Annotated in this window: 22 protein-coding genes and 1 tRNA gene; 11 read left to right on the plus strand and 12 right to left on the minus strand. The window is 44.1% G+C overall.

Annotated elements, in window-relative coordinates; genetic code table 11:
- Positions 1-162: 162 nt before the first annotated feature.
- From JC525_RS07630 to JC525_RS07640, 3 genes are all read right to left on the minus strand, one after another.
- Positions 163-239, minus strand: a tRNA-Val gene (locus tag JC525_RS07630).
- Between the two features lie 158 nt (positions 240-397).
- A complete protein-coding gene (locus tag JC525_RS07635; protein WP_198815285.1) occupies positions 398-1,471 on the minus strand; it encodes a patatin-like phospholipase family protein in 1,074 nt (357 codons plus the stop codon).
- A gap of 145 nt (positions 1,472-1,616) precedes the next feature.
- The gene (locus tag JC525_RS07640; protein ID WP_198815286.1) at positions 1,617-2,045 is read right to left on the minus strand and encodes a MarR family winged helix-turn-helix transcriptional regulator; all 429 of its coding nucleotides are present in this window, start codon (positions 2,043-2,045) and stop codon (positions 1,617-1,619) included.
- 355 nt (positions 2,046-2,400) lie between these two features.
- Between JC525_RS07640 and hmgA the strand changes: the two genes are divergently transcribed.
- On the plus strand, positions 2,401-3,696 hold the full coding sequence (hmgA, locus tag JC525_RS07645; protein ID WP_198815287.1) for a homogentisate 1,2-dioxygenase: 1,296 nt from the start codon (positions 2,401-2,403) through the stop codon (positions 3,694-3,696).
- 257 nt (positions 3,697-3,953) lie between these two features.
- Entirely contained in the window at positions 3,954-5,027 is a 1,074-nt protein-coding gene (gene hppD / locus JC525_RS07650) for a 4-hydroxyphenylpyruvate dioxygenase (RefSeq protein ID WP_198815288.1), read from the plus strand.
- Positions 5,028-5,097: 70 nt separating this feature from the next.
- On the opposite strand, the gene JC525_RS07655 is transcribed toward hppD, so the two are convergent.
- On the minus strand, positions 5,098-5,457 hold the full coding sequence (locus tag JC525_RS07655; RefSeq protein ID WP_198815289.1) for a VOC family protein: 360 nt from the start codon (positions 5,455-5,457) through the stop codon (positions 5,098-5,100).
- 534 nt (positions 5,458-5,991) lie between these two features.
- Here JC525_RS07655 and JC525_RS07660 point away from each other — a divergent pair.
- The 7 genes from JC525_RS07660 (at position 5,992) to JC525_RS07690 (ending at position 11,108) form a co-directional block, all read left to right on the plus strand.
- On the plus strand, positions 5,992-6,381 hold the full coding sequence (locus JC525_RS07660) for an ACT domain-containing protein (RefSeq protein ID WP_198815290.1): 390 nt from the start codon (positions 5,992-5,994) through the stop codon (positions 6,379-6,381).
- Positions 6,382-6,385: 4 nt separating this feature from the next.
- Positions 6,386-6,886, plus strand: a complete 501-nt coding sequence (locus tag JC525_RS07665; protein ID WP_198815291.1) for a PTS sugar transporter subunit IIA — start codon at positions 6,386-6,388, stop codon at positions 6,884-6,886.
- 282 nt (positions 6,887-7,168) lie between these two features.
- Entirely contained in the window at positions 7,169-7,516 is a 348-nt protein-coding gene (locus tag JC525_RS07670) for an ArsC family reductase (RefSeq protein WP_198815292.1), read from the plus strand.
- Complete coding sequence (gene dapE, locus JC525_RS07675; RefSeq protein WP_198815293.1) at positions 7,510-8,646, plus strand: succinyl-diaminopimelate desuccinylase; 1,137 nt, start codon at positions 7,510-7,512, stop codon at positions 8,644-8,646. Before JC525_RS07670 ends, dapE begins: the two co-directional genes overlap by 7 nt.
- 15 nt (positions 8,647-8,661) lie before the next feature.
- Complete coding sequence (locus tag JC525_RS07680) at positions 8,662-9,360, plus strand: M15 family metallopeptidase (protein WP_198815294.1); 699 nt, start codon at positions 8,662-8,664, stop codon at positions 9,358-9,360.
- Positions 9,357-9,662, plus strand: coding sequence for a DUF2897 family protein (locus JC525_RS07685; RefSeq protein ID WP_198815295.1), 306 nt, complete (start codon positions 9,357-9,359; stop codon positions 9,660-9,662). The genes JC525_RS07680 and JC525_RS07685 overlap by 4 nt, the downstream gene beginning before the upstream one ends.
- A 186-nt stretch (positions 9,663-9,848) precedes the next feature.
- The gene (locus JC525_RS07690; protein ID WP_198815296.1) at positions 9,849-11,108 is read left to right on the plus strand and encodes a dicarboxylate/amino acid:cation symporter; all 1,260 of its coding nucleotides are present in this window, start codon (positions 9,849-9,851) and stop codon (positions 11,106-11,108) included.
- Positions 11,109-11,213: 105 nt separating this feature from the next.
- Here JC525_RS07690 and JC525_RS07695 read toward each other — a convergent pair whose 3' ends face one another.
- The 8 genes from JC525_RS07695 to seqA all read right to left on the minus strand — a co-directional run bounded on the left by JC525_RS07695 (position 11,214) and on the right by seqA (position 22,763).
- Positions 11,214-13,631 carry an alpha/beta hydrolase family protein gene (locus tag JC525_RS07695; RefSeq protein WP_198815297.1) on the minus strand — a complete coding sequence of 806 codons (2,418 nt, stop codon included), beginning with the start codon at positions 13,629-13,631 and terminating at the stop codon, positions 11,214-11,216.
- A gap of 149 nt (positions 13,632-13,780) precedes the next feature.
- Positions 13,781-14,107: a heavy metal-binding domain-containing protein gene (locus JC525_RS07700; protein WP_105930899.1), complete on the minus strand. Its 327-nt coding sequence runs from the start codon at positions 14,105-14,107 to the stop codon at positions 13,781-13,783.
- Between the two features lie 55 nt (positions 14,108-14,162).
- Positions 14,163-14,573, minus strand: coding sequence for an HIT domain-containing protein (locus tag JC525_RS07705; RefSeq protein ID WP_198815298.1), 411 nt, complete (start codon positions 14,571-14,573; stop codon positions 14,163-14,165).
- Positions 14,566-15,597, minus strand: coding sequence for a succinylglutamate desuccinylase (astE, locus tag JC525_RS07710; RefSeq protein ID WP_198815299.1), 1,032 nt, complete (start codon positions 15,595-15,597; stop codon positions 14,566-14,568). The genes JC525_RS07705 and astE overlap by 8 nt, the downstream gene beginning before the upstream one ends.
- 157 nt (positions 15,598-15,754) lie before the next feature.
- Positions 15,755-17,059: a putative bifunctional diguanylate cyclase/phosphodiesterase gene (locus tag JC525_RS07715; RefSeq protein WP_198815300.1), complete on the minus strand. Its 1,305-nt coding sequence runs from the start codon at positions 17,057-17,059 to the stop codon at positions 15,755-15,757.
- Between the two features lie 514 nt (positions 17,060-17,573).
- On the minus strand, positions 17,574-20,051 hold the full coding sequence (locus JC525_RS07720) for a glycogen/starch/alpha-glucan phosphorylase (RefSeq protein WP_198815301.1): 2,478 nt from the start codon (positions 20,049-20,051) through the stop codon (positions 17,574-17,576).
- A gap of 218 nt (positions 20,052-20,269) precedes the next feature.
- Entirely contained in the window at positions 20,270-21,922 is a 1,653-nt protein-coding gene (pgm, locus tag JC525_RS07725) for a phosphoglucomutase (alpha-D-glucose-1,6-bisphosphate-dependent) (RefSeq protein WP_198815302.1), read from the minus strand.
- 46 nt (positions 21,923-21,968) lie between these two features.
- Positions 21,969-22,763 carry a replication initiation negative regulator SeqA gene (gene seqA, locus JC525_RS07730; protein ID WP_198815303.1) on the minus strand — a complete coding sequence of 265 codons (795 nt, stop codon included), beginning with the start codon at positions 22,761-22,763 and terminating at the stop codon, positions 21,969-21,971.
- 387 nt (positions 22,764-23,150) lie between these two features.
- Here seqA and JC525_RS07735 point away from each other — a divergent pair, with 387 nt between their 5' ends.
- Both JC525_RS07735 and JC525_RS07740 read left to right on the plus strand, forming a co-directional pair.
- Positions 23,151-24,098 (plus strand): AAA family ATPase, encoded by a 948-nt coding sequence (locus JC525_RS07735; protein ID WP_198815304.1) that lies wholly within the window; start codon positions 23,151-23,153, stop codon positions 24,096-24,098.
- Positions 24,099-24,146: 48 nt separating this feature from the next.
- Positions 24,147-25,271 (plus strand): DUF58 domain-containing protein, encoded by a 1,125-nt coding sequence (locus JC525_RS07740; protein ID WP_233095047.1) that lies wholly within the window; start codon positions 24,147-24,149, stop codon positions 25,269-25,271.
- Positions 25,272-25,274 lie beyond the last annotated feature (3 nt).

Raw genomic sequence — 25,274 nt, forward strand, 5'->3', positions numbered from 1 at the left:
GAAGAAAAAAGTAACTGTTATGGATTAAGTGTAGTCTATAAATAACTAACTAGCAGAAACTGAGCTTTAAAATGAGAGCTGGAATTCGAGAAATCAGTGCTGCGGAAGTGTTACAAAGTATGTGTTTGATTGATATTTGTGCTTGTAAAGCTATGACATAGATGGTGCGTCTAGCCTGATTCGAACAGGCGACCTCTACCATGTCAAGGTAGCGCTCTAACCAACTGAGCTATAGACGCATTGGATGTTGTCACACCGAAGAGGTAGGCGAATGCCTAACAACGCCGCGTATAATACTTAGCGCAGGCACCACCTGCAAGGAAAACTTCACAAAACAACGTTCAAGTGACTAATTTGACAGCAATTCGGTTGTTTTTTGCTGGTTTGAGGCTTTTATTTACCTCATCTTAAAAGGTAATGGTTTAATTGAATCAACCAGCGTGCCGTCATTTACTGCGCGCATAAAGTATTCCCCTAACCTATCGGTTTCTTTTAACACCGTTTGCCAATACTTAATGCGGGTGTCTGCGTCAAGCACCTCAAAATCTTTGCGATCAGGTATTTTACTGTAGGGTAAATTAGCAACAAACGACGCGGACGGAACTAGCATGACCACGTTGTCGTAGCTAGATTGGTGTGGCACTCTGCCTTTTAACCCCTTATCAAACCAACCCGGGATCGGCTTATCGTAGAAGTGGGGATATAAAACTAAACCTTCATCTGGCCCAAACGACAGATCAAAATGATAATCGACTATCCCACCATCTCTATACATCCCAGGTGGGGCGCCCTCAATATTTTGAACCCCTTCGATAACTACCGGAATTGAGCCTGATGCCAATAAAGCGCTATGAATATTGCCTATGGTTAAATCGTGGTATTGCGTGGGCAGCCCGTAAGGGTCTTTTATGGCAAAGTCTGTATCGGGCGTAGAGAAAACGTATCGCGTATACAAGCGAGAAAGGTTCTTCCTGCTTACCGTGTTAGCTGCGGCACTCATTGCAAGGCCGGAAAGTTGCCTAAATTTGCTTTCAAAGCGGGTGGCGCCTAAACATTTTGCCACAATAAGGTGAGCTTTGAATCGGGGATTCGACAATACCTCTTGCTTTCCTTTCTCATCTACCATTTCTTTCAACAGGTCTTCTGCTTTAGCGGTAATTTCCCTTGGCGTTGGTTTATCGCTATACGTGGTGGTTGAATAAGACGATGCCAGACGGTTAATTGCGGCAAGTGGGTCATTTTGCACCGCGCAGATCGCACGAAACGCGCCAGCAGATGAACCTATCACGTGAATTTGATGTTCGATGTTAGCAAACCACTCGGGAAACAGTACACGGTCTAAACCTGCAAGAGAAAACCATTTCGGTCCACCTGAAGCGCCTAAAAAGTAATTAAATAGTTCCGGACGAAAGCCGTTTTTCATTATTACTTCACGTGCTGTTTTTCCTGCATATATGTCTAAAGGTGCCACTTACATTCCTTGCTGCTAACAGGCTAGAAAACCTGTTGTTTTATCTAATCCGGTGGAATTTAACAGTAAAATGGGCAAAAGTAACCGTCAACGCCTTTCCTCATACCCTGCTCAGACCACATCGATAAAGCCTATACACGGTAAACTAAGGAGTGAGCGCATCTATCACTTTTAGAAATACGCGATACTCATCATCAGTGATATTTTCTAGTCGTTTGTTTTGCCATTCCACTACGCGAGGAATTATCTGCCCATACATTGCTTTTCCATCCTTTGATAGCGCGATTAGGCTAGACCTTTTGTCCTTTTTACTCAGCTTTTTTATCACCGCGCCATTCTTATTTAACCGTTCTATTGCACGAGATACCTGCACTTTGTCTAAGCGGGTAGCATGGGCTATCTCTTTCGCCGTTTTATACTGATTTTGAGAGTCCTCAAGGCATGCACCTAGCGTTGCCATAACTCGCCACTCTGGCATGGTAAGTTGATAGGCTTCATATTCTCTCGCAAGAGACCCGCTTAAGTCGCTAGCCAACATAGCGACCTTGTAGGCAAGCATGTCATTTAACTGCACCGTGTTACCCCTGACTTTTTAATCCACTGACTGACGTTTAGGTATGTTTTGCAGTAATAATTGCTCACGCTCCCTAGAGCTCCAGAACCTTGGAGCCTTTGAGCCATATAACCGCAACAACACTGGGCGTTAACCATTTTTTCCATGTCTTTGGTTTGAGCGAAGCACTGATTGATATCACTTCACGATTGATATCTTTGTAAACCTAACTTACCAATACCTAAGGTAAACCCAGAAGCTGCCTGCCCATCATTATTGATTTACATTTCATTTACCTCTAGCCTAGTTCATATAGTTTCATTTGTAACTAATTTCAGCGCATAGCTGCCTTCTTGGCCTAACAGTGGAAAGCTTTATGGAAAACTTATCGTATTTAACCGGGTTTAATAATGAACATGAAACCGAAGCCTTGCCTGGGGCGCTGCCTAAAGGACAATTCAGCCCACAGAAGGTCAACTATAAGCTATACGCTGAACAATTCAGCAGCACTGCTTTCACTGCACCAAGAGCTGAAAACCGCCGAAGCTGGACATACCGACTGCGCCCATCTATCGCCATGGGAGACTTTACTAGAATAGACAATGGCTTAGTTCGTACAGCACCTGAGACTGATATTCCCTGTCCTCCTAATGTGCTTAGATGGGACCCGATTCCTCTTCCACAGCAAGATACTAATTTTGTTGATTCTCTCGTTACCATTGCCACCAATGGCGATGCCAAAACTCAAGTAGGAATGGGCATTCACTGCTACAGCGCCAACGCCAACATGCACAATCGCGTGTTTTATTCATCGGACGGTGAAATGCTTTTCGTCCCCCAGCTTGGCAAGATGGAAATGACGACCGAATTTGGAAAGCTACATGTTTCGGTAGGTGAAATTGCGGTTATTCCTCGCGGCGTGCGCTTTGCTATCAATCCGCTAGATGGTCCCATACGAGGTTATATTTGTGAAAACTACGGGCACCCTTTTGTTTTACCAGAACGCGGCCCCGTTGGCGCAAATGGCTACACTAATCAAAGAGATTTTTGCTACCCCACCGCATGGTTTGAAGATAACGATACGCCGCATACCATGATCAATAAATTCTGTGGCAATCTGTTTGAAGCACAGCTTGACCATTCACCTTTCGACGTAGTGGCATGGGTAGGAAATTCTGCGCCTTATAAGTACGATCTTTCGCGGTTCAACGTTATGAACACCGTAAGTTTTGATCACCCCGACCCTTCTATATTTACTGTACTTACTTCACCTTCGGAACTTGAGGGTACGGCAAACGTAGATTTTGTAATTTTTCCGCCAAGGTGGATGGTTGCACAGCATACGTTCCGTCCTCCTTATTATCATAGAAATATTATGAGCGAGTTTATGGGGTTGATAGAGGGGACGTACGACGCGAAAGAACACGGTTTCTTGCCAGGCGGTATGAGCCTGCACAACTGCATGACCCCTCACGGCCCAGAAGCAGAGGTTTTTGAAAAAGCGTCAAATGCCTCGCTAGCTCCTCAGCGTTATGAGAATACATTGGCGTTTATGTTCGAGTCTCGATACGCCATAGCGCCAACCGAGTTTGCCATGAACAGTGATTTACGCCAGCGCGATTATCTAGCCTGTTGGAAAGGCCTTAAAAAGTACTATGACGGTGAGAAGTAAAAATCACCGTTAGATGTATTGTTTTATGAACACATTCGACTGCAAGCCAAATAGAGATTTTCTAAGCTTTGTCATAGCCTTAGATAAAACTATGAATACGTTAACGCGCGCTAAGGCAGCAACTGAAAACTAATCGTTACAGTTGTACTTTCCAGCATAAAAATCCGTTGTCGTACCCGCTATTGCTTGGTTTTTCACTGCACACTTACAATCAGGTAACAATTATAAAATGTGTTTTACGTTGAGGATGTAACGCTATGGCTGATTTATTTGAAAACCCCATCGGTTTAGACGGTTTTGAGTTTTTGGAATTCACGGCGCCTAAGAAAGGAATGTTAGAACCTATTTTCGAAGCAATGGGATTTACTCGCGTTGCCCGCCACAAGTCGAAAGATGTAGAGCTTTGGCGTCAAGGTGATATCAACTTACTAAGCAACTACGAAAAAAATTGCCATGCGGGGTATTACGCGGAAGAACACGGACCGTCTGCGTGTGGCATGGCGTTTCGCGTAAAAGATTCTCAGCACGCCTATAAGGAAGTCCTTTCACGTGGCGCACAGCCTATGGACACACATACTGGCCCGATGGAGTTAAAACTTCCGGCCATTAAAGGTATTGGCGGCGCTATGCTGTACCTAATCGATAGGTATCAAGGCGAAAATACCATTTATGATATTGATTTTAACTGGATTGAAGGCGTCGACCGTCATCCTGAAGGCTGTGGTTTTCATACGCTCGATCACCTTACTCACAATGTATATCGTGGGCGTATGGACTTTTGGGCTGGATTCTATGAAAAGCTATTTAACTTCAGAGAAATTCGTTATTTTGACATTAAGGGCGAATATACAGGGCTATTGTCTAAAGCGATGACAGCGCCTGATGGCAAAATTCGTATACCGTTGAACGAAGAAGCCATGGGTGGTGGTGGTCAAATTGAAGAATTCTTGATGAAGTATAACGGTGAAGGGATCCAGCATATTGCCTTCGCCTGTGACGACCTAGTGGCGTGCTTAGATAAGCTCAGAGCGAAAGGCATGAAATTTATGACGCCTCCGCCGAATACTTACTACGACATGCTTGAAGAGCGCCTTCCAGGGCACGGTGAAAATGTCGATGAACTTCAAAAACGAGGCATATTGTTAGACGGCACGACAGAAAATGGCGAGCCACGCCTTTTGCTTCAGATTTTCTCTGAGACAGTGTTCGGGCCGGTGTTTTTTGAGTTTATCCAACGTAAACAAGATGAAGGTTTCGGAGAAGGTAATTTCAAAGCGTTATTTGAATCAATTGAGCGCGACCAGGTTAACCGCGGCGTATTAAACAAGTAACCTTCATTAGAGAGTGAAAATATCGAAGGAAGGACAAGTAGTTTTTGGCTACGTTGTCCTGCCCTCAGTTTTATCCTTTCTCATATAGCGCGCAGGCTGCCCCGCTTGGATCTGCAATTACACAAAAGCTGTCGTTCCCATGATGTCGAATTTCACCCATTTGGGCCCCGCCATTCTCCACTACTGCAGCCAGAGCGATCTCTAAACTTTCAACGGTAAAATAATTTATCCACCCGCTAGGATAGTCGGCATTTACGCCCTGCTTATGACAGATTCCCCCTACTGGCGTGCCATCAGGTTTCATCACTACATAATCATTGTAGCCTCCCATGTCTATTGCTTCTTTTGTCCAGCCCATCACGGCTTCATAAAAGCCCACAAGTTCGGCTGCGTTTTCTGTGGTGATATCGCACCATGATGAATCGGCCATAATTTGCATTCCTCAGATAAACAGTAAGAGTTCAAGATATAAATATAGCGCAAACAATGGCAATCGTTTTTGAACTAGCGCTTCGCAAATATTTAAAGTGCCTTTAGTGAAAAATTGCATAAGCCAACAAATATTCACTGTGTAGTCACTATTATCAGATCGCACTTAGCAATTTTTACAATTGACGACGGCCTGGCAGGTGTTTTTTATCTAGATCAATAAAGCATCTGGTTTTTTTCTAGCTCGATTTTTTGAAAAAAGCGACTATTGTCAAGGGAAGAAATTGCAAAAAGACTAAACATTTTTTATTTTAATGGTAGACACAGCCTGTGGAAAATGCTTGTAAAATCAAGAATGTTATCCACTGCGCATTGTTTGTACAGTTTAAATTATCATTTAATAACAAACACTTACAATAAGACCCCAAACTACTCAACAAACTTATCCACAGATTAAGTGGATAACACGTAGAAGTTAGCCACAGTTAGTGGTTTAATGTGAACATCTTCGACGTTTTCATTTTCTTGGTTTCTCATGCCCAAACAAACACTTTTAGTCAGAGAATCATTATTCACTATTCATAGCTTAGATCCCCAAAGTAATATTCCAGCTTCTGTTCTCAATAGCCCGCTTTTTTTCTTGGGGAAAACAGAGGACGAGCTATCAATTGTGGTTCCCGACTCCGTCGAAGTTGATTCACTTGATAGTGACGAGGGTTGGCGAGCGTTAGAGCTTTTGGGTCCGTTACAACTATCTATGGTAGGCATAATGGCGCAAATTGGTGAGGTACTTGCCTCGGCGAAAGTGGCAATATTTGTTGTATCAACTTTCGAAACTGACTTTTTTCTTGTTAAAGATAAAAAGTTAAGCGTCGCGATAAGTGCGTTAAAAGAAGCGGGCTACTCGGTAAATGAGGACCATTAGATCTGTGAACGCCAAACAACTTCAGAACGCACCAGATAAATTCACCAAAGAATTTCATACCCTAAGCCCATTTTCTGGTCAGGTTGTACCTATTTCACAAGTAGATGAGCCCTTTTTCAAAAAAGGTTACATGGGACCTGGCGCTGCGGTAACTTCTACTTCTAATACCGTAGTATCACCATTTGATGGAAAAGTGCTGAGCGTGACTCCCTTAGACTACGCTATTGATATACAGTCAAAAGCGGGTCTTAAATGTAGAGTGAAATATGGCGGCGACACAAGTCATCTTCACGGCGCGCAATTTGGTTGTTCGTTAAAACCAGGTGACGCCATTTCGAACAAACATCCCCTTTTTACTGTAAATTCTGCGTGGCTAAAACAACGGGGCGTAAGCAATATATGTGTGCTAACCGTGCTTAATTCACAAGCACTTCTCGGTGTGGTGCCTACCAGACAACGATTTGTAGAAGCCGGGACCGACGTTCTTTTCACCCTCTACCTCTAGTGCGTGTTGATATTTTCAGTCCATTAAGTCGTAAATTCGTAACGCAAAGTTCAACATGTCTTAATGCCTCTGCGTTAAAAATACATGGTAAGTAAGTTTATCAACGTACTCACAGCTTGTATGATGTAGCAAAAGGTAAACGAATTTTCGGTGCGCTGCTTTAGAAGGAGCTTTGTTATCTCTATACAGTATCAGTCATCTTTAGATTAGCGCCCAATATAGGCACTGTTGAAAATAGTGCCTTCTTTGTAAATACAACTAAGTAGTACGGAAGAATTCATCATGAGCACTATCCTTTACGGGATCCCAAACTGCGACACCATAAAAAAAGCGAAAAAATGGTTAACCGAGAATGAGATTACGTTTTCATTTCACGATTATCGCAAAGACGGTATTGATAACAATTTTCTAGTACGAGCAGAAGCCGAGTTGGGCTGGGAAGCTATGATAAACAAACGCGGCACCACTTATCGTCAATTAGACGAACAAGAAAAGGCGTTTCTGGATAAAGATAAAGCCCTCGCTTTGCTTGAACTGCACCCAGCAATGGTGAAGCGCCCTATTCTTTTGCACAACGACACCTTTCACATTGGCTTCAAACCGGCACAATATGAGGAAATATTTTGTTAAACGACTCTGTTATTGATATTGCTAAGCAATTAATTAATCGCCGCTCTGTAACCCCAGAGGATGCTGGCTGCCAAGAAGCGATGGGGGAATTCTTGGGCGCACTGGGTTTTAACAATGAATCCATGGTGTTTGAGGACACAACCAACCTTTGGTCTCGCCGAGGAAAGGAGGGCCCGGTTTTTTGTTTCGCTGGGCATACTGATGTAGTACCGAGCGGCCCTGAAGATGCGTGGAAAACGCCGCCGTTTACCGCAACAGAGATAGAAGGTTATTTGCATGGTCGCGGCGCAGCCGATATGAAAGGTAGCCTTGCGGCAATGCTGGTAGCTACTCGCGAGTTTGTAAATAAATACCCCGACCACAAAGGCAGTATCGCCTATTTGATTACCAGTGACGAGGAAGGGCCTTTTATCAACGGTACCACTCGCGTTATCGATACCCTTGAAGCACGCAATGAAAAAATTGATTGGTGTATTGTTGGCGAACCGTCGTCTACTGATGAAGTAGGTGATATCGTTAAGAACGGTCGTCGGGGGTCGTTAACGGGTGATTTGGTTGTTAATGGCATTCAAGGCCATGTTGCCTACCCTCATTTGGCAAAAAACCCGGTGCACAGCGCAATGGCAGCCCTTGATGAGTTAGCTAAATCTCACTGGGATAACGGCAACGATTTTTTCCCACCTACAAGTTTCCAAATTTCTAATATTCACGCAGGTACAGGTGCGGGTAATGTTATACCTGGTGAACTCCACGTATGTTTTAACTTCCGCTTTTCAACCGAGGTGACTGATCAAATCCTTATTGAACGGGTTACTGCCATTTTAGATGCACACGAACTAGAATATGAGATTAAATGGACGTTTAACGGTCAACCATTTTTGACCGATACCGGTGCATTGCTAGAAGCGACGCAAGGTGCAATTGAAGCAGTAAAGGGTACCCCAACGGTGCTTTCCACAGCTGGCGGCACGTCAGATGGACGCTTTATTGCACCAACAGGCGCGCAAGTGATAGAGCTAGGGCCGGTAAATGCCACTATTCACAAGATAGACGAATGCGTGAAAATGTCTGATTTAGAGCAGCTAGCTGATATGTACTTCGGTATCTTAGAACGCTTGCTGGCGAAATAGCCTCTATTGGTAGATATGAACCCGATATCAGAACAATCATGGTTAGGCCAGCAAAACGATACCCTCGTTGATGCAGGCAATGGCCATCGGCTGCATCGCGACGTGATATCGCCGTTTCTTGCGATGCAGGATGCTGCGCAAAAAGACGGCGTAGACTTACAATTAGTCAGTAGTTTTCGTGATTTCGACAGGCAAACTGCCATATTTAACCGCAAATGGACTGGCCAAGCTCAGCTTCTCGATATCAAAGGCGACGAGCTGTCTTACGAAGCGCTCAGTGATAACGAAAAGCTTCACGCAATTTTGACATGGTCTGCGCTACCGGGCGGCAGCCGCCACCATTGGGGCACTGATATTGACGTGTACGACAGAGCCGCCGTGCGTAACTGGGGCGGTAAGTTTAATCTTGTCGAAAGCGAATATTTAACGGGTGGCCCGTGCCATAAGCTTTCCTGTTGGCTCGCTGACAATATGGAAAAGTTTGGCTTTTATCGCCCTTTTTCATTTAATACTGGCGGTGTAGCGGTTGAGCCTTGGCATTTAAGCTTCGAAAACACGGCACGTGTTTTTGAAAATGCCAGAAACTTAGATGTCTTTACAAAGGCCATTGAACAAAGCGGTATAGAAGGCAAAACTTGTATTTTGCCGCAGTTGCCTACCCTGTATAATCGCTATGTTTTGAACAAAGGGCACGAGCCTACGGAATTTTTATGAGTACGACCTGGGTTATTATCATTATTGTTTTGGTATTGGGCGTTGTGGTTGGGAATATCACTTTGCTTAAATACAGTGCTAAATTTAAATTTCCTACGCCCTCTAAGCCTTTTGATGACGACAAAGACGACGATCAGCTCAAAAATACTGACGGCACGAATGCATCGAGTAATACGCAAAATGAAAATTCAGCATTAGCTCAATCGCAGACTTCTCAGGCGCTTCCCCCAAATAAAGAAAAGCAAAGTTCTGATGGCGAGAATGCCGAAAGTAGCAAAAGCAGCCAGAAACCTGTCAAGTAACATCTTTCACATATAACCACATTAGCGATAGTAGCACTTGACGCTTACGCTTAATTTACTCCCCCCAAAAAATTAAGCGCATTTTGCAATCATGTACATGAACATTTGCACTGAAGAAATAGCCTTCAACTTAAACCGTTCACTATCTTCCTATCATCTGTAAACACACTCTAAGAGGTTCTAGACGTGTCTAAAAAGCAATCCTTACTGGGCAACATTGGCGTACAAGTCGTCATTGCCATGATTATTGGTACCGCCGCTGGCGCCTTCATGGGTGAAAGCGCTGAAATGTTCGCACCACTGGGTGCCATTTTTATTAACCTGATAAAAATGCTGGTTATCCCGCTCGTGGCAGTGGCACTTATATCAGGAGCTGCGGGCCTTGGTAACAGCACCAACGCGGGAAAAGTTGGGTTATCTACCCTTGCCTATTTCGCGTTAACTTCAGCACTAGCCGTGGCGCTCGCACTAATAATGGGTGAAGTTTTTAAGCCAGGTGTGGGTATTGACGTTTCATCTGTACAAGGGATGTTCTCTGGTGAATATGCATCTAAGGGCGAACTACCTTCATTCTGGGCCACCCTCACGGGCATGATACCAACCAACGTCTTTGCATCTTTAACTAATGCCAACATTTTGCAAATTCTGGTGTTCTGCTTATTCTTCGGTCTTGCCCTTTCTAAGCAGCCCAAAAAGAACCGCGAGCCTATTTTGAATGGGATAAACACCATTGTCGATGCCATGGTATGGATGATTAACTGTGTGATGAAAATAGCGCCTATCGGCGTATTTGGTTTGATGGCCGAAGCGGTAGGTACCTTTGGCTTTTCGGCACTTATGGTGGTATTCAAACTATTCTTAGTGTTTACAGCAGCTATTTTCGTATTTGGCTTTGTGGTTTATCCGCTGCTCGTTCAAATATTCACAAAGACATCCGCTAAGTCTTTTCTTGTGGCAATGAAGAAGCCCCAAGCGGTAGCGTTATCAACCGCATCATCAATGGCCACACTACCAGTTACCATGAACACAGTAGAAAACGAACTGGGTGTAAGAAATGCCACGGCATCCTTTGTACTGCCGTTAGGCGCCACCATCAACATGAGCGGCAACGCTATTTATTATGGTTTGGTCGCCGTATTTTTCGCGCAGCTTTTCAATATAGAGTTATCTATGGGTGCGTATATTGCCATTATCCTAACCTCCACGCTTGGAGCAGTTGGTCAAGCCGGCGTGCCAGGGCCGTCATTTTTGGTGGTTGCTGTGTTGCTTGCTGCTGGCATTCCTATTGAAGGCTTACCGCTACTATTTGCTTTAGATAGGATTTTCGACATGATTAGAACTGCCCTCAATATTACAGGCGATGCAGCCTGCGCCGTGATCATTGACACTATTGCCATTGATGCGGCTGCAATTGAAGACACAGACGTCAATGATATGCGAGATTGATGAATGGCCAGTGAGCACTGGACGCGCTAGGTAAGATTTATTATTACTGTAAAAAAGGTGGCCATGGCCACCTTTTTTAATGTTTCAGCGATAGATATCGCTAAATTATTGCGCGTCTTTGGTGCCTTTGTTTTTCACATACTTTTCAAGCCACTGATCTTGTTCCCAAAGGGTATGGAACACACTTTCTTTTGCGCGATATCCATGGCTTTCTTTTGGCAACATAACTAATCGCGTCACCGCACCTAAGCCTTTGAGCGCGTTAAAATAACGCTCACTTTGCATAGGGTATGTACCGGAGTTATTGTCCGCTTCACCATGAATAAGAAGAAGAGGCGTCTTCATTTTTTCAGCATGCATAAACGGTGACATAGAATAATACACCTCAGGAGCATCCCAGTAATGGCGCTCTTCCGACTGAAAGCCGAAGGGAGTAAGCGTACGATTGTAGGCGCCAGAACGGGCTATACCTGCCGCAAATAAATCTGAGTGAGACAACAGGTTTGCTACCATAAATGCGCCGTAGCTATGACCGCCAACCGCAACCCGCTCTGGGTCAATCAGCCCTTTTTTGTTCAACGCATCAATTGCTGCTTTTGCATTGGCAACAAGCTGCGTTCTAAAGGTATCATTTGGCTCTTCATCACCTTCCCCTACAATAGGAAATGATGCATTGTCTAGAACAACGTAACCTTTTGTTACCCAATAAATTGGCGAACCATACCATGGGTAAATAAAACGGTTAGGGTTTTGTGTGTTTTGGCCCGCGCTTGATTTGTCTTTAAATTCTTCAGGATAGGCCCACAGTATCATCGGGTAGCGTTTGCCTTCCTCATAATCTGTTGGCAAATACAGCGTACCCGTTAAGTCTAAGCCATCATTACGCTGATAAGTAATCACTTCTTTCTTAACGTTTTGAATGCTTTCAAACGGGTTTGAAAAATGTGTTAGTTGAGTCAGCGCGTTGTCTTTTAAGCTTCGGAAATAGTAATTAGGGTAATCTTGTTTCGACTCGATCCTTACCAGCAAGCGATCGTTATTTATGTTGAAATCGCGCAATTCTTCGAATTTGTCCGTGTACTCACTTAGATAAACCCGAGATGTTTCAAGCGTTTCTAAATTAAATTTATCCAAGAACGGAAACTGTCCTTTAGGTGTAAACCCCTCTCCCAATAAAAACGCACTTTCTCCGTCTACAGCAAGAACATCTTTGAAGTATTCATTTTTGCGAGTAACAAAACTACCAGGATCACTGTAACTATCTTGATAGCTTCTGTTTGAGATAATCTGTGCGGCTTTACTTTGGTCGGGGCTAAACAAATACGTTTTAATATTGCGCGTATTCCACCAATAATCCATAGCTACGGCTGTGCTGTCGTCACTCCAAATAAAGCGATAAAACCTGTCTTCTGTTTTGAGGATTTGCTCGGCGTCACCATCAAATGGAGCCTCTAACTGCATAAGCTTGTCTCGATGGGTGACCTCTGTTTCCGGATCTCCACCGTCTAGCGCTTCAGCATACACAATGGTATTGGGCTTATCGTTGCGCCACTGAATATCACGAGGCCCAGTGCGAACCGCCATGAAGCCTTGAGGTAAATCTTCAATAAGCGGAACGTCGACAAGTGCTTTAGCTAGCTTACCTTTTTCATCATAAAGGCTAATGCTGTGAGGAAAACGTCTGTAAGTCACTAAGTAGGAAAAAGGAGGCTTGTATTCCTCTACCATCACATAATCGCCGGCAGGAGAAACACTAACATCTCCATACATTCCGGATGTAAGCCAAAGCGAAGACTGACCATTAAGCGGAACCTTATAAATTTCAGAACGTGCTAATTGCTCGAAATTAAATTCGTCATTTTTGTTTTTGAGCAAATCTTGATACGTGCGGTTTTGTGCTTTTTTACCGTCGCTTACGGATATTGTTGGCCCGCTTGGAACGGCAATACTTGTGTCGATTAACGCTTTTCTATCTTTTGGCACTACTTTTACAAGAAGAGAAAGGCTATCGGCGTTCCAGTTCAGGGGTTCGCCCATATTCGCATTAATGGGTTTATCAAAAAGCTTTCTCGCTGACGCCGCTTCGATATCAAGCACCCACAGCTCAACACCATTATTTGCAGTATGAGTAAACGCCATAAACCGTTGATTTGGAGACCAAGTAAAATTAGTAAATCGCGGTAATTCAGGCATACCTTTGATAGCAAGGCTATCCTTGCTACCTACTCGTTGAACCTCTAGTTTATTGTAGTAAGTTACGCGGCTGCCAATATTAGTGGCTGGGTCAATTCTAAGTCCGGCCAGGCGGAGCTCCTCTTTAGATAAGTCTTCTATCGACTTGTAGTTGTCACGAAATAACAGCACCATATTCTTTTGTGCATCGTCGACTAGCGTAGCCGGTGCTAGCGTAACATCTACCAGATCAAGAATTTCTTTAGATGGCTTTTGATATTGCAGTGCATCCTGTGCAAATAGCTGAAAAGAGCATGCGGAAAATAGGACAAACATCCATTTTCTTAGCATTCTATTTCCTTAATGTAGTTATTGAGAATATCTAAAAAAAAGAGGTATCGCCTCTGTAAACAAACAGCTGGCTTAATACCTCGCTTTGATATATTTGATAAGCGCATACTTTAACGTTTACGAGCTTTGACGCTTACGAGCCTTGACTTTTAAAGAGGGCTTGTTTTAACCGCAGTACCGCTGATGCTTACCATAAGCATGCTGCCTTTATCACCAATAACTTGATAGTCTAAATCGATGCCAACTACCGCATTGGCGCCCATGCTTCTGGCTTCATGCTCTAGTTCTGTAAACGCTAACTTACGTGCAGTGGTTAGCTCTTCTTCATACGAACCTGAGCGGCCGCCAACGATATCGCGAATAGAGGCGAAAAGGTCTTTGAATACGTTTGCGCCCATTACGGCCTCGCCTACAACAATACCGTAATAAGCTTCAATCTTGTGCCCTTCTAGCGTTGGGGTAGTTGAAACAATCATGTGTAACTCCTTTTAATCTAAACTGTATTTTTTAGCTTTTAATGGCCTTTGCCGTTTAGCTGTTGTCTTTAAACCATTGCTGAATAGACGCTACAAGCGTCTGCGCTTTGCTGGTTTCATATGCCACAGTAGGCTGATTTCCCCATACGGGCTTTGGCCACGCACAATCGGTATCATATCGCGCCACATGGTGCACATGAAGTTGTCGCACCACATTTCCTAATGCAGCCACATTCAACTTAAGTGGTGAAAACAGGGCCTGCAAGGCTTTAGACGCAAGGGCCGACTCTCGCAATAAAGTAATTTGTTCTTCTTCTGACAAGTCGATAATTTCCGCAATATCACTTTTCATAGGCACTAAAATTAGCCACGGAAACTGACTGTCGTTCATTAACAGTACACGACAAAGCGAGAGATCACAGACAAAAAATGTATCATTGTGTAAACGGCTATCTAGTTTAAACATCAAGATTATCCAATGTAGTAGGTACAACGGTAAGCAAAGCGCGTTGACCTATCACTACCTTAGCGTTAGGAAACACAATAGCTTCGCCATCTTGCTCAGCAATATATTGTTTACCCGGCTCAGAGGCTAATACCGTGCCCTTGGGATAGTCAGTGAAATTTGGCGTATCATCATCAAAATGAAGTTCAAACTGCTCTTCATTGCGATTTATAACCTGGTTCACGCGATAGATATCAAGGTCGTTGATATCAACCGTGGGCGCATAATCATCTTGAGAAATAAGCTGCGTTATGGCGTTTTTCGCATCTTCAAACCGTCGCATATCGTTTTGCCCGAAAGGACGAACTTTACCAAGCTCGACGGTGAATGCGTGGGCATTGTATTGATGTGATGAAAAATAGCTAAAGGTGGTTGTGGCGCTCTCTGATAGCAAAATGGTTTTAACACCACATGCTGCTAAAAACGCTAGTTGCCCTTTACTGTGAAGCCTGTCATGTAAATAAGGGTAAACGGCAAATTTTTCGTTTTTAGACGCGCGAATGGCGGTGTGCAAATCGTAGTGATAACGAATGCCTTCGTCGGCTTCAAAGAAGGACGCTACAGCGTCTTCAAGCTGTTTAGCACGCACACGCTCTGCGTTGACCAGGCCCTCGCCTTTTGAATGGGCGCCGCTAAACAAACGGTTCATGTTTTCTTCAACAAAGCGCTCAGCAATATCCATCGCCGGTAAATTGCCGAATAGAAACAAAACGTCGTGAGACAGAGCAATTGCGCCTGTAAGAATACCTTTGACCAAATCATCACAAATTTCGATAGGCGCAGTTTCATTGCCATGCACACCGCACGATAAAACGATGCGCTTTTTTTGAAGGGCGGGAGACTTTACAGAAAAGCTAATAATACCCGGTGCGGTAATATCGACCCGCGTCCCGTTTGAAAGCATAAAATGGCTAGGTTTTTCGAATAATGCGGAGTCGCGGCGAGATAAGGCTAAAAAGTTGCCGCTGTCGATAAGTTCTTGCATGATTTTCTGCTTAACTACTGTGTCTGATCTAAATTATTATCAGTGTACCGAGTGAGGCCTGTAAAATCACGTAGTCTCAATGTTTTATTGTTGCAACATGTAAGCGCAGGGTGACGCTTAAAGGTTGATGTAGTTCAGGGAGTTTGCAGGGGGCCACCTACGCCTTCAGCCGAGTGGGCGAATTGCCGATGATAATTTCTTTCTGAGCCAGCGCAACGAAGTCATTAAACGGAACTGCCCGCGAAAACAAATATCCCTGGCCTTGTGATACATTGACTTCTCTCAATATGTGGAGCTGTTCTAGCGTTTCAATTCCCTCTGCGACAACACTGCACCCTTTCGCGTGACCGATAATTTTAGCCGCTTCGATAATGGCGCGATTGACTGGATCACCCTCTAATTCCATTACAAATGACTTGTCTATTTTAAGCGCGTCTAGGGCAAGATCCCTTATATAAGCGAGGTTAGAGTACCCTTTACCAAAGTCGTCAACTGAAATCGCTACACCTAAACTGCGTAACTCATCGAGTTGTTTTTTCACCATAAGCGAGTTTGATAAAGCGACATCTTCAGTCAACTCTAACTCTATCAGTGATAACGGCATGGAATACGTTTCACTCAACATGGTCAGCGTAGGTATTAGCTGATTGTCATACAGCTGGGTTGGCGAAATATTAACAGACAGCACGATAGGCATTTTTAGCCCGTTTAGCTGTACCAGAGCCCTGAAAGCTTGCTCCAATGTCCAGTAACCAAGCTCATTCATCATATTATACGATTCAGCCGCTTCAATAAGCGGGCCTGGAAATAACACACCATCTAACGGGTGATTCCAACGCAACAGACATTCGGCTCCTATTACGTTAAGCGTTATTAAATCTACTTTAGGCTGGTAGTAAAGCTCAAGTTCGTTTTGCGCTAACGCGCGCTTAAGGTCAGCCTTGAGCGCCAAGCTTCTTCCTGTATCGGTTTTGTCTGACTTAGTTAGCGCAAAATAATTTTCGTACTTGTTTTCTTTCGCTTGTTTCAAGGCGGTTTCAGCACGAGAAACAAAGTGTGTTATGTCAAAATCACTGTGGCCGCTGCACACCACGCCAACGTTAAAGTCTGCCATAAAGGCCGTCCCGTCATAGTGCATGGGTGTTTTAAAATGTTCGACAAGACGTTCAAACATTTCACGCATAAATTTTTCGTTGCTCGTGTTTGGAAAAACGATACCAAATACATCGCCGCTGATCCTACCTACGAAAGCGGTTTGACCAAAAAGACACTGAATGCGGTTTGCTATCTCTAGTAGAAAGCGGTCGCCAACATGGATACCTAAGCTAGTGGTTACATCGGAAAAGCGCACCACGTCCACCAGCATCAAAGAAATAGACGTGCTGTTAGATGCTTCTTTTGAAATGCTATCGATAAATGAGAATCGATTAGGAATGGTTGCCAGTGATGTATGTTGGCTCATGATGTTTTCCTTGAGCTTTACGCTTCTAGGTAATAAAAACAACTACTTATATAAAAGCACGGTCGAGCAATAGGCGCAACGACGGTAACGTATTGATTTGAATACTTGTATATAGCATCAAATAACAATAACGTAAAAATTGAGTAATACCAATCCGCATAGATAATTGTCCACTCAGAAGGCGCTGGCAAGTTTCCTAGCAAAGCGTGGGAATGCAGGAATGGCTGTTCCCTTTCAAATTCCCAGAATGAAGCTAGGAAGCTTGCCAGACCTTCCCGAAGGGCGAGTTTAAAATGTCCGTACTCTTTGTTGTGTCACCTTGATGTAGAACCACTATACCTGCGGTAACACGCCGCGAGTACGAACATTTTAACTCTCGCTGAGTGGGTAATTATCTATGCGGACTGGTATAAAGGCCTGTTTTAATTTTACGCTTATCTTTGTTGTCAGCATTTCACAAACAAAAAACCCGGCTAGTTTAGCACTGCCGGGTTTTTTATTTAACGCATTGCGATTAGCCTTCAATCTTACACGGCGAAAGCTTCCAAACGCGCTCTACATAGTCACGAATTGAGCGATCTGAGGTAAATTTACCCATCTTAGCCGTATTGATGATGGCCATTTCAGCCCAGCGCTCTTTGTCGCGATACGCAGCATCAACTGCAATTTGTGCATCAGAATAAGCGCGGAAATCTGCCAGCACCATGTACGGGTCGCCATGATCCAGTAAGCTTTGCTTGATAGAGACTAAGGCACCTGGTTTACCCGGCGTGAAGTAATCGGTTTCTAGCCAATCAAGCACGGCTTTAATCTCTGGATCTTTGTAGTAGTAATCGTGAGGGTTGTAGCCCTTAGCTTTAAGCTCGTTTACTTCTTCAACAGTCAATCCAAAAATAAAGATGTTGTCGTCGCCTACTTCTTCGGCAATTTCAACGTTTGCGCCATCTAGTGTACCGATAGTCACCGCACCATTTAGTGCTAGCTTCATGTTACCAGTACCCGATGCTTCTTTACCTGCTGTACTGATTTGCTCAGATACGTCTGCCGCTGGGATCATTTTCTCTGCAAGAGAAACGCGATAGTTTGGTAAAAACGCAATCTTAATCTTGTTATTAACACGCGGGTCATTGTTAATTTTGTCTGCTACTTTGTTAATAGCATAAATGATGTCCTTAGCTAGTTTATAGCCAGGTGCTGCCTTCGCACCAAAGACAAACACTCGAGGGTGCATATCGTAATCAGGTTTTTCAAGAATTCGACGGTACAGTGCCATAATGTGCAACAAGGCTAAATGCTGACGCTTGTATTCGTGAAGACGCTTAATCTGCACGTCAAATATGGCGTTTACGTCTACTTCTAAATCCAACGTCTTACGAATTTCGTCGGCCAATAGTTCCTTATTTTCTAGCTTCACTTTCATGAATTGCTTTTGGAACGTTTTGTTGCTCGCGAATTTAGCTAAACCTTGAAGTTTGTCTAAGTCACGTGGCCAATCATCACCAATTTTCTTATCAATTAGCTTAGAAAGCCCAGGGTTACACGCTTTCAACCAGCGACGGGGCGTAATACCATTGGTTACGTTAGTAAGTTTACCCGGATATAGCTCATCGAATTCTGGGAACAATGACGACTTAACAAGACGAGAGTGCATTTCTGCAACGCCGTTTACCGCAAACGAGCCGATAACCGATAGATGACCCATGCGCACCATCTTTTCGTTGCCTTCTTCAATTATAGAAAGCTTCTCTTTCATGGCGTTGTCACCAGGCCATTTCTTATCAACCTCAGCCATAAAGCGATGGTTAATTTCGTAAATGATCTCTAGGTGGCGAGGAAGGATCTTCTCTATCATTCGAGCAGGCCACTTCTCTAGCGCCTCTGGTAGCAAGGTATGGTTGGTATACGCAAAGACCTTGGTACATATACCCCATGCTTCATCCCAACCAAGCTCTGCCCGGTCAACAAGAATACGCATAAGCTCTGGCACAGAAATAGCCGGGTGTGTGTCATTTAGCTGAATAACAACTTGGTCAGCGAAACGGCTCCAATCATCGCCATGGGCGCGCTTGTAGCGGCGAATAATGTCTTTCAATGAGCATGAACAGAAGAAATACTGCTGGATTAAGCGAAGCTCTTTACCAGCTTCCGTCTCATCGTTTGGATAGAGTACTTTTGAAATGGTTTCTGCCTGCACGTTTTCACGCTGTGCATCAACATACCCACCTGCATTAAACACATCCCAGTTAAAGTAGCCCGACGCTTCTGACTGCCATAAGCGCAGTACGTTAACTGTTTTACCTTCATAACCCACCACAGGAATATCCCACGGCACACCTTTAACGATAGAGCCTGGGTGCCATTCTTTTAGCACTCGACCATTTTCACCATATTTGGTTTCTACGTAGCCGTATAACGATACTTCTTGTGTAGATTCTGGACGACAAATTTCCCATGGGTTGCCGTAGTCTCGCCAGCTGTCTGGACGCTCGATTTGCGCACCGCTCTTAATTTCCTGACGGAATAAGCCGTGTTCATAATGAATTCCGTAACCGATAGCCGGTAATTCCATTGTTGCTAGAGAGTCGATAAAGCACGCTGCAAGACGGCCCAGGCCGCCGTTACCCAGCGCCATATCCGGCTCTTCTTCAAGAATGTCCGATATTTCTACACCCAGCTCTTTTAATGCACCACTTGCTACATCAAACAAGCCAAAGTTTTGCAGGTTGTTTGATAGCAAACGACCCATAAGGAATTCCGCAGAAAAGTAATGAACAGCACGTGTATCGTTAAAATAATGGGATTTTTGCGTCTTGCGCAATCCTTCTAGCACTTGCTCTTGGATTGCTGCACACGTTGCTTTCCACCAAGCGTGATTGTTGGCTTTGTTTTCGTCGGTGCCTAATGTGCAGTGTAAGTGTTTAATAACGGCAGATTTAAAAGCCGCTTTATCGATCACTGGAGAGGGTTGCGTCTTGGTCGCTTTTGCGTTCATTTTGCGTCTCACTCTTAAATAAGAAATGGCGTTTTCACACCGAAAAGTAATTTAATTACAAAATATCTTAAGAATATGACAGCAATATATCAGTACTAAAACGATTATGTTGTAATAATTTTGTTAAAATTACAAAAAATCGCATGAATTCGTATTCATTCATGCGATTTTTAACAAATTTATTACAAATATTATTTAAGCCAGGTTTAATTTTGACCTTATTTAATGATTTTCCCTACGAGCAATTCAGCCTCAGCGATTAATTCTTGTAAGTGACTTTCACCATTAAAGCTTTCAGCATAAATTTTGTAGATTTGCTCAGTGCCAGAAGGTCGTGCTGCAAACCAACCATTCTCTGTCGACACTTTTACCCCGCCGATAGCTGCGTTATTTCCTGGCGCGTGGGTTTGCACTGCAGTAATTGGCTCTCCAGCAAGGGTATCGCTGGTGATCACTGACGCATCCATAGCTGACAATTTTTGCTTTTGTTCAAGAGTTGCTGCTACATCGACGCGGCTGTATACAGGCGCTGCAAACTTTTCCGTTAGCGCTTCGTAATGCTCACCAGGATCTTTACCAGTCACGGCAAGAATTTCTGCCGCTAGCAAACATAGGATAAAACCGTCTTTATCTGTCGCCCATGTGCTTCCGTTTCGTTCTAGGAAAATACCACCAGCACTTTCCTCACCCGCAAAACCAATGGTGCTGTTAGATAAACCTTCCACAAACCATTTAAAACCCACGGGCATTTCCGCTAATGGTTTACCCAAATTTTTGGCAACACGGTCTATCATGCTGCTCGAAACCAGGGTTTTACCAATATTAAGTTCGCTCGGCCAATCTGCGCGATGTGTATACAAATAATTGATAGCAACCGCCAAGTAATGGTTAGGGTTCATGAGCCCTGCGCTTTTACACACGATTCCGTGGCGATCAAAGTCGGGGTCATTACCCCAGGCTAAATCAAAGTTGTCTTTAAGCTCGATAAGCCCCGCCATTGCATAGGCAGAGGAACAGTCCATGCGAAGCTTACCGTCTTTGTCTCGGCGCATAAAACCAAATTGTGGGTCAACAGCATCGTTAACAACCGTAATATCCAGCCCATACTTTTCAGCAATTCTAAACCAGTAGCCTACTCCAGCACCACCTAATGGATCTGTGCCTAGCTTCAAATTGGCCTTAGCAATGGCCTCCATATCAACGACTTTTGCTAAGTCTTCGATATAAGGTTCCATAAAGTCTTCTTCGCGAAATAGTTTGCGAGCGCTCGCTTGGCGGATATCAATACGCTGAACGTCTTTATTCCCATCTGCAATTAATGCGTTGGCGCGCTCTTGAATTTGCTTGGTCACGTCGCTATCGGCAGGCCCACCGTGAGGCGGATTATATTTAAAGCCACCGTCTGAAGGAGGATTATGAGAAGGCGTAATGACAATGCCGTCTGCCTTGTCGGTGTTGCCCGCACGGTTGTAGCGAATAATAGAACGAGAAATAACAGGCGTTGGCGTATAGCCCATGCTTTCGTTGTCTGCACGCTGCACGACAACATCAACACCATTGGCGCATAAAACTTCTATCGCTGTGATCATGGCAGGCTCAGATAACGCGTGGGTATCTTTACCGACGAATAATGGGCCGTCAATACCTTCTTGCTTACGATATTCGACCAGTGCCTGGCAGATCGCACTGATGTGCGTATCGGTAAACGTAGCGTTTGACGCCGTACCTCTGTGGCCAGACGTACCAAAAGATACCGCCTGCCCCGGGTCATTCATATCCGGTTTGTAGCTGTAATACTGGCTCACTAACTGTGCTACGTTAATAAGCTGTTCTTTTGCTGCATGCTCTCCAGCTTGCGGATGTAATGCCATGAAAAAATCCTTATTTAGAAGTTTCGTTATTCTCTTACTTAGCTTGCTATCTACCTTCTGAAGAAAAACGCGCAATCACGGTTTCAATAACATCAGGTTGATAGCCAAGGTTACGCAAAACTTGTTCCAGCATATTCGTTTTCTTGGCAGTGTTGTTATTTGTTACTACCCAGAACGGGCTATCTGGAATAGCTTTGGGATTTGTGCTGCTGCCATTTTCAAGTAACGCTTCTTTACTCGTTGCAAAGTAGGTACGGTTTTTACCTTTGATACTCTCTACGCGAGAGAAATTTTCTGCATTAAGCTTGTGCGCTGCACTCAAAACAAACAAGAATTGATCAACCCGTTTGGTAAATGTACTCAATGCATCTTTCGATACAGCATCCACAATATCCCGCTTATTATGGGTCTCGCTTGAAGGCAACGTCGTAGAATCGGCCTCTAGATTTCCAGCTACTTTTGGACGAGCTGGCGCTTTGGCCGAACTAGTTCTCGCTGGTGCAGCCTTTGTAGAAGTTTTCTTGACGGTGACTTTCGCCGGCGAACTGGCTACTGATTTAGCCGCTGTTCTTGCTGTCTGTGATTTCGCTGGTATTTTAGGCGCTGCTTCCGCTCTTACCGCTGTGCTTGAATTACTTGCAGCCTCGGTCACTTCTGCACTTATTGATTCGCTTGTTTTTGCAGGAGTTGATGTGTTGCCGCTAGACTCATTCCCGTGCGCGACAGCGCCGTCTTCAGGTAAAAGTAAACGTCTTAAAATCTGTGATGCACTCTCACCAATATGCTTAGTCTGGCTGGCGATGAAGGCATATAAATCGTCATCTATTTCAATGCTTTTCATAACTACTTCCTTTTCAAGATGCACCATTATAGACAACACAGATAAACTACGCAGCACTAAATAGCAGATGTTTTATGGAATCTATGCCGATAAGACAGCAAAGCGCCATTCTTGGCATTTCAATCGCATATCTAGGATCGCTGTTGAAAGCTCTACATCGCTATGCTTTTAATGGCTAACGTTAGCGATAGCAAGAAGCGAACTAAACACAAAAGAGATAAGGTTGCTAGCTATACACCTGTTGATATACGTGGGTATAAAATTTAACAGGCATTAGAATAGAGAGCTTTTTACTTTACTTGCTAGTATTAATGGGTAGCCGTAAAAGCTTGAACACAATCTCGTGATTAGTGTGACATAGTATTTTTAAATTAAAGTGACGATCATATGCGCCAAGAAATTATCCGTGTTCAGCAAGCTCTCAGTCAGAAAATCATTGGTAAAGACCACCAGCTGAAACTCGCGATTACGTGTTTACTTGCCAATGGCCACTTATTGATTGAAGACTTGCCTGGAATGGGTAAAACCACGTTATCCCACGCACTGTCGCAAGTTTTTGGCCTGCAGTATTCTCGAATTCAATTTACATCAGACCTGCTTCCTTCAGACATGTTAGGTGTAAACATATTTCACAGCCATGAAAGTGATGAGTCGAAACGTTTTAGCTTTAGGCACGGCCCCATCTTTAGCCAAGTTGTATTAGCTGACGAATTAAATCGAGCTAGTCCAAAAACCCAAAGTGCGCTGCTAGAAGCGATGGAAGAACGTCAGGTGAGTATAGATGGTGTAACCCATGCGTTGCCCTCTCCATTTTTTGTAATTGCTACGCAAAATCCTAGTTACCAATCGGGCACTTATCCATTGCCAGAATCCCAGCTCGACCGCTTCTTTATGCGTATTTCCTTAGGCTACCCAGCGTGGGAAGCTGAAAAGACCATGCTCTTGCAACAAGATGCATCAGCACCTCTCTCGCAAATATTAAATGAGATGAATTTGCACCAAATGCAGAGCGATGTCTCGGCGGTTCACGCGAGCGATGCCGTTATCCACTACATATTAAGATTGGTGAGCGAGAGCAGAGAAAGCAACGATTACCCTAACCCGCTCTCCCCGCGAGCCAGTCGTGCACTACTTCAAGGCGCAAAAGCATGGGCGTTCGTGTCTGGCAAAGCATATGTTACCCCAGAAGATGTTCAAGCGGTGTTCATAGCAATTACCGCGCATAGGCTAATGCTGCCGTCACATCAACTCGGCCAAGGCCCGCAAACGAATGCTTTTGATGGCGAAAAGCTGAGCCAAAAACTACTTGATAGTGTTGACCCTCTTGCGGCGTAGCAATGATGAGAGCTCGGAGTACTGAACGTGCCTAAAGTGCCGTTATTAATGTCAAAACACGTCAAACGTAGGTTATTGAAATGGCTCGATAAACGGGTTCCCGCCTCTCATGAACACCATTTAAACTTGAATAGTATTTTTATACTACCCAGTGGGTTTGGCTGGACTTTCATTATCTTGTCACTGTGTTTATTTTTATTGGGCACCAACTATCAAAACAACTTGATGCTACTGCTTAGCTATTTATGTTTAAGCATTATGCTGCTAACGCTGTTTTACACGCATCAGAATTTTGCGCGCCTGGCAGTTAAAGCACTTCCTCCTAATCCCTTTCACTGTAACTTACAAGGTGAAATGCAGCTTCAGGTTATTCCGCATACGAATTCCCCAACAAAATCCTGCTGCGGTATGCTGTCTATAAAATGGCTGAATGCCATTCGTCACGTTGAAACCCAAGAAAGAACACGTGATTATACCGTTGAAAAATCAGCGGCGCCGCCAAGCTACACTTTTGCATTAAATGGCAATATAGATGGTCATGAAGGGCAAGCGCAAACACTACATGTTCCTTTAAATATTGCAACGCGAGGGAAGTTTACCCTAGGGCGTATAACGATAGCATGCGACTTTCCACTTGGGCTTTACAAATGCTGGACTCACCTCGACTTCCAACAACATGTAACTGTATATGCAAAGCCCTTAGAAGGTCCGGTTACTATCGATAAAGTGGCCAGTGCAGATGAATCAAAAAGCGTCAGTCAAATAAACGATTCAACGAACAACGACGATTTTTACGCATTGAAGGATTACGAAGTTGGCCAGCCCTTAAACCGTGTATCGTGGAAGCATGTGGCTAAAAACGGAAACTGGGTTTCAAAGTCTTTTACCTCGTTGTGCAGCGACAGTTTTGTTCTTTCCATACCTTCGAATGTAGACATAGAAACGGCTGTTTCCCTACTAACCTTTGAAACCCTATCATGGTCAGCTGCTGACCGTGTGTTCGGAATTCACTACAAAGGGCTTAATATTGCACCTAACCATGGCGTTGAACATATGCAAAAATGTTTAACGGCACTCGCCTGCTTTAACCGTCATACACCGCCTTTCTCCCCAGTTGATGATAGCACCGTTTCAATATCTAAAAGGCAGAATGAAAGGGCGAGTTCCGTATAATGA

The organism is Alteromonas sp. IB21, from assembly GCF_016405965.1.
GTDB lineage: Bacteria > Pseudomonadota > Gammaproteobacteria > Enterobacterales > Alteromonadaceae > Alteromonas.